The 4,605-nt window shown below is 49.0% G+C and carries 4 protein-coding genes and 1 tRNA gene; 2 read left to right on the top strand and 3 right to left on the bottom strand.

Annotated elements, in window-relative coordinates; genetic code table 11:
• The 3 genes from ygeQ to actS form a co-directional block, all read right to left on the bottom strand.
• A partial coding sequence (gene ygeQ, locus ACUU1I_RS19625) for a protein YgeQ (RefSeq protein ID WP_449144888.1) occupies positions 1-547 on the bottom strand: 547 nt, incomplete at its 3' end.
• A gap of 221 nt (positions 548-768) precedes the next feature.
• Positions 769-842 (bottom strand) — tRNA-Gly (locus tag ACUU1I_RS19620).
• 78 nt (positions 843-920) lie between these two features.
• Positions 921-1,676, bottom strand: coding sequence for an amidase activator ActS (gene actS, locus ACUU1I_RS19615; protein ID WP_005051685.1), 756 nt, complete (start codon positions 1,674-1,676; stop codon positions 921-923).
• Between the two features lie 414 nt (positions 1,677-2,090).
• Between actS and xdhA the strand changes: the two genes are divergently transcribed.
• On the top strand, positions 2,091-4,388 hold the full coding sequence (gene xdhA / locus ACUU1I_RS19610; RefSeq protein ID WP_152030626.1) for a xanthine dehydrogenase molybdenum-binding subunit XdhA: 2,298 nt from the start codon (positions 2,091-2,093) through the stop codon (positions 4,386-4,388).
• A gap of 10 nt (positions 4,389-4,398) precedes the next feature.
• Positions 4,399-4,605: FAD binding domain-containing protein (locus tag ACUU1I_RS19605; protein ID WP_449144887.1), on the top strand; the 207-nt coding region annotated here is incomplete at its 3' end.

Raw genomic sequence — 4,605 nt, 5'->3', positions numbered from 1 at the left:
GAATTCCATCCAGTCGTTTTGGGTTGCTAATGATGTCCTGCATCCGCTTAATCTGGTCGGGCGTAGACATATAACCCCACAGGGTGAGCAGAACCTTTTTTGCGGCTACACTATTTCCTTGGTCTGATACTAATGCCATATAGCCCCATAAACTATCCCTCAGCCAGACAGCATCATAGTGGGTTTCTGCCGCTGTTTTGTCATCTTCGAAAGTAGAAGCAAGAATAAACGTTCCCCAGGGTTTCTCCGTCAACGTTAACTTTCGTGTGTTTTCTGTTAATGTTAGCAATCCTTGAATTTCGTCTTTGGTATAGTGACTCTTTATTTCATTTTTTAATTTGGCTGAGTGAATCAGAAAACGATAATTAGGATACTTATCTGGATTTAACGATAAATAACTTTTATCTGTTACTGCCCCCCTGGAATTAAGAATGTTAAATACAGATTCGCTTGTCACTTCTGCCTCTGTCGCCTGGCATGTGCCGCACGAAAATATACCAGCGAGCAGAAGAGTTAATGCAGATTTCCCTTTCATAAAATAATCCATCAATCGTTTGTTAAAAGCGTAGATAACCACTTATTCAACAACTTGAAAATAAGGTATTTTACCTGGGTTGTTACAAAAGGATTGCATTGCGTAAACGCTTTTTATTTACAAAAAAATGGGGAAGTGTTACAGCGATTGCGAAAAGCCTGAAGTGATTGAATTAAGATAATATAGAAAATCAGATACAGCAAAAATGGCAGATTGATCAGGTGAAGATAAATTGGAGCGGGCGAAGGGAATCGAACCCTCGTATAGAGCTTGGGAAGCTCTCGTTCTACCATTAAACTACGCCCGCTTCGAGATGCGTAAGGCATTATAAACCTTACGCTCTCCTTAGCAAGTGCCGCGCTGCTGACTGCTGATTAATTCGCCATCAGCATTTTGGCTTGCTGCCCTGCGGCGGCAAGTAACGTAGCGGATCAATTGCCGTTGCACGGTAACGAATCTGGAAATGCAGGCGAACAGATGCCGCATCCGTGCTCCCCATAGTGGCGATTTTTTGCCCAGCCTTCACGCTTTGCCCATTATTTACCAGCATCGTGTCATTATGGGCGTAAGCCGTAATGTAATCTTCACTGTGTTTAATCATGATGAGATTACCGTAGCCACGCAGCTGGTTGCCCACATACACCACCTTTCCTGCACCCGCGGCGTAAATAGGTGTACCCCGTGGAGCTGAGATATCAATCCCTTTATTGCCGCCATCTGCTGTCGAATACGGCATGATAACTTTCCCTGTCGTTGGCCATAACCAACAACGTTGCCCTACTGGCGGCCAGGAAGATTTCGGTACCGCTGATGACGGTGTAACCGATGCGGTTTTGGTCGTTGATTTGGCGGTTGATTTACGTGTACTACTGCTACTTTTCGCCCCACCCAGTTTTAGTTTCTGACCAACTTCAATGGTGTAAGGGGGGGAAATGCCGTTCAGTCGCGCCAGCTCTTTTACGCTGGTTCCCGTGGTGCGCGAAATACGATATAGCGTATCCCCCCGTTTCACGGTGTAAACGGAGCCGGAATACGTTCCTGTATCGGATGATTTGCTACCCGAACAGCCCGCCAATAGCAGTCCAACCGATAAAAACATCACGATACCCAGAGATTTTTTATTCAGGCGTCCCGCACTCAAAATCTTTCCTCGCTTAAAAAACAAGACGCCATATCATAGCAGCCAGCCTCTTGATACCCAATCTCTTGCTTCTGGAAAAACGTGGTAATAGAGAAAGAGGTTAATTTCATTTGGCAAAGGGAAGTATCATCAGCAAAATATTCGCTGTAGAGGTATCGAAGTTCCTGACTTTTTACCCTATTTCCCATCCTGATGCGTAATAATCCTGATTTATCACATTGATTTTATCGCCACTCATATTGATACGTATCACTGTCCCTATTCAGAGTCCTGTTTCGTATCATATCTGTGTTTTTTTAACGTCATCACACTTCCTTCCTCCCCTAACGCTTATCGTCGTTTCTGGCGTAAATCTTGCCTGCTTAGACTAAATCTTTGCCATAAGAACCAAATGTTCAAATCGAGGGGATTTCTATGGAAGCGCGGGAAGCAACCGCTACGGGTGAATCATGCATGCGCGTCGATTCCATTGCTAAGGTCACCGGGCGGGCACGATATACTGACGATTATGTTATGGCGGGCATGTGTTACGCGAAATATGTACGTAGCCCTATCGCACATGGTTATGCCGTAAGTATTAATGATGAACAAGCCAGAAGTTTACCGGGCGTACTGGCGATTTTTACTTGGGAAGATGTGCCTGATATTCCATTCGCTACAGCTGGGCATGCCTGGACACTTGACGAAAACAAGCGCGATACCGCCGATCGCGCACTGCTAACTCGCCATGTTCGTCATCATGGTGACGCCGTTGCCATCGTCGTGGCCCGCGATGAACTCACGGCAGAAAAAGCGCCGCAATTGGTCAGCATTGAGTGGCAAGAATTACCCGTTATCACCACGCCAGAAGCGGCGCTGACAGAAGACGCTGCACCAATCCATAACGGCGGCAATTTACTGAAACAAAGCACGATGTCGACGGGCAATGTCCAACAAACAATCGATGCCGCCGACTACCAGGTACAGGGGCACTATCAGACTCCCGTTATTCAACATTGTCACATGGAAAGCGTAACATCGCTGGCGTGGATGGAGGATGACTCGCGAATTACCATCGTTTCCAGCACCCAGATCCCGCACATTGTTCGCCGCGTGGTTGGTCAGGCGCTGGATATTCCCTGGTCATGCGTACGAGTCATCAAACCGTTTGTCGGTGGCGGTTTTGGTAATAAACAGGATGTACTGGAAGAGCCAATGGCGGCATTCCTGACCAGCAAGCTTGGCGGCATTCCGGTGAAAGTTTCCCTTAGCCGTGAAGAGTGTTTCCTCGCAACCCATACCCGCCACGCTTTTACTATTGACGGGCAAATGGGCGTGAACCGCGACGGAACCTTGAAAGGTTATAGTCTGGATGTTCTGTCTAACACCGGCGCTTATGCATCTCACGGGCACTCCATCGCTTCTACGGGGGGGAATAAAGTCGCTTACCTTTATCCTCGTTGTGCCTACGCTTACAGTTCAAAGACCTGCTATACCAACCTCCCCTCGGCTGGTGCGATGCGTGGTTATGGCGCGCCACAAGTCGTATTTGCCTTTGAGTCTATGCTTGATGACGCCGCGACAGCGTTAGGTATTGATCCTGTTGAAATTCGTTTACGCAACGCCGCCCGCGAAGGAGATGCTAATCCGCTCACGGGCAAACGTATTTGCAGCGCAGGGTTGCCGGAGTGTCTTGAAAAAGGCCGGAAAATCTTTGAATGGGAAAAACGCCGTGCAGAATGCCAGAACCAGCAAGGCAATTTGCGCCGCGGCGTTGGCGTCGCCTGTTTTAGCTACACCTCTAACACCTGGCCTGTCGGCGTAGAAATAGCAGGCGCGCGCCTTCTGATGAATCAGGATGGAACCATCAACGTGCAAAGCGGCGCGACGGAAATCGGTCAGGGTGCCGACACCGTCTTCTCGCAAATGGTGGCAGAAACCGTGGGGGTTCCGGTCAGCGACGTTCGCGTTATTTCAACACAAGATACCGACGTTACGCCGTTCGATCCCGGCGCATTTGCCTCACGCCAGAGCTATGTTGCCGCGCCTGCGCTGCGCAGTGCGGCACTATTATTAAAAGAGAAAATCATCGCTCACGCCGCAGTCATGCTACATCAGTCAGCGATGAATTTGACCCTGATAAAAGGCCATATCGTGCTGGTTGAACGACCGGAAGAGCCGTTAATGTCGTTAAAAGATTTGGCGATGGACGCTTTCTACCACCCTGAACGCGGCGGGCAGCTCTCTGCTGAAAGCTCCATCAAAACCACCACTAACCCACCGGCGTTTGGCTGTACCTTTGTTGATCTGACGGTCGATATTGCGCTGTGCAAAGTCACCATCAACCGCATCCTCAACGTTCATGATTCAGGGCATATTCTTAATCCACTGCTGGCAGAAGGTCAGGTACACGGCGGAATGGGAATGGGCATTGGCTGGGCGCTATTTGAAGAGATGATCATCGATGCTAAAAGCGGCGTGGTCCGTAACCCCAATCTGCTGGATTACAAAATGCCGACCATGCCGGATCTGCCACAACTGGAAAGCGCGTTCGTCGAAATCAATGAGCCGCAATCCGCATACGGACATAAGTCACTGGGTGAGCCACCCATAATTCCTGTTGCCGCTGCTATTCGTAACGCGGTGAAGATGGCTACCGGTGTTGCAATCAATACACTGCCGCTGACGCCAAAACGGTTATATGAAGAGTTCCATCTGGCAGGATTGATTTGAGGATAACATCATGTTTGATTTTGCTTCTTACCATCGCGCAGCAACCCTTGCCGATGCCATCAACCTGCTGGCTGACAACCCGCAGGCCAAACTGCTCGCCGGTGGCACTGACGTACTGATTCAGCTCCACCATCACAATGACCGTTATCGCCATATTGTTGATATTCATAATCTGGCGGAGCTGCGGGGAATTACGCTGGCGGAAGATGGCTCGCTA

This window comes from Shigella sp. SIG3, from assembly GCF_053555855.1.
Note: the sequence above shows the minus strand (reverse complement) of the source record. Positions and strands in the feature narration are given on the sequence as shown.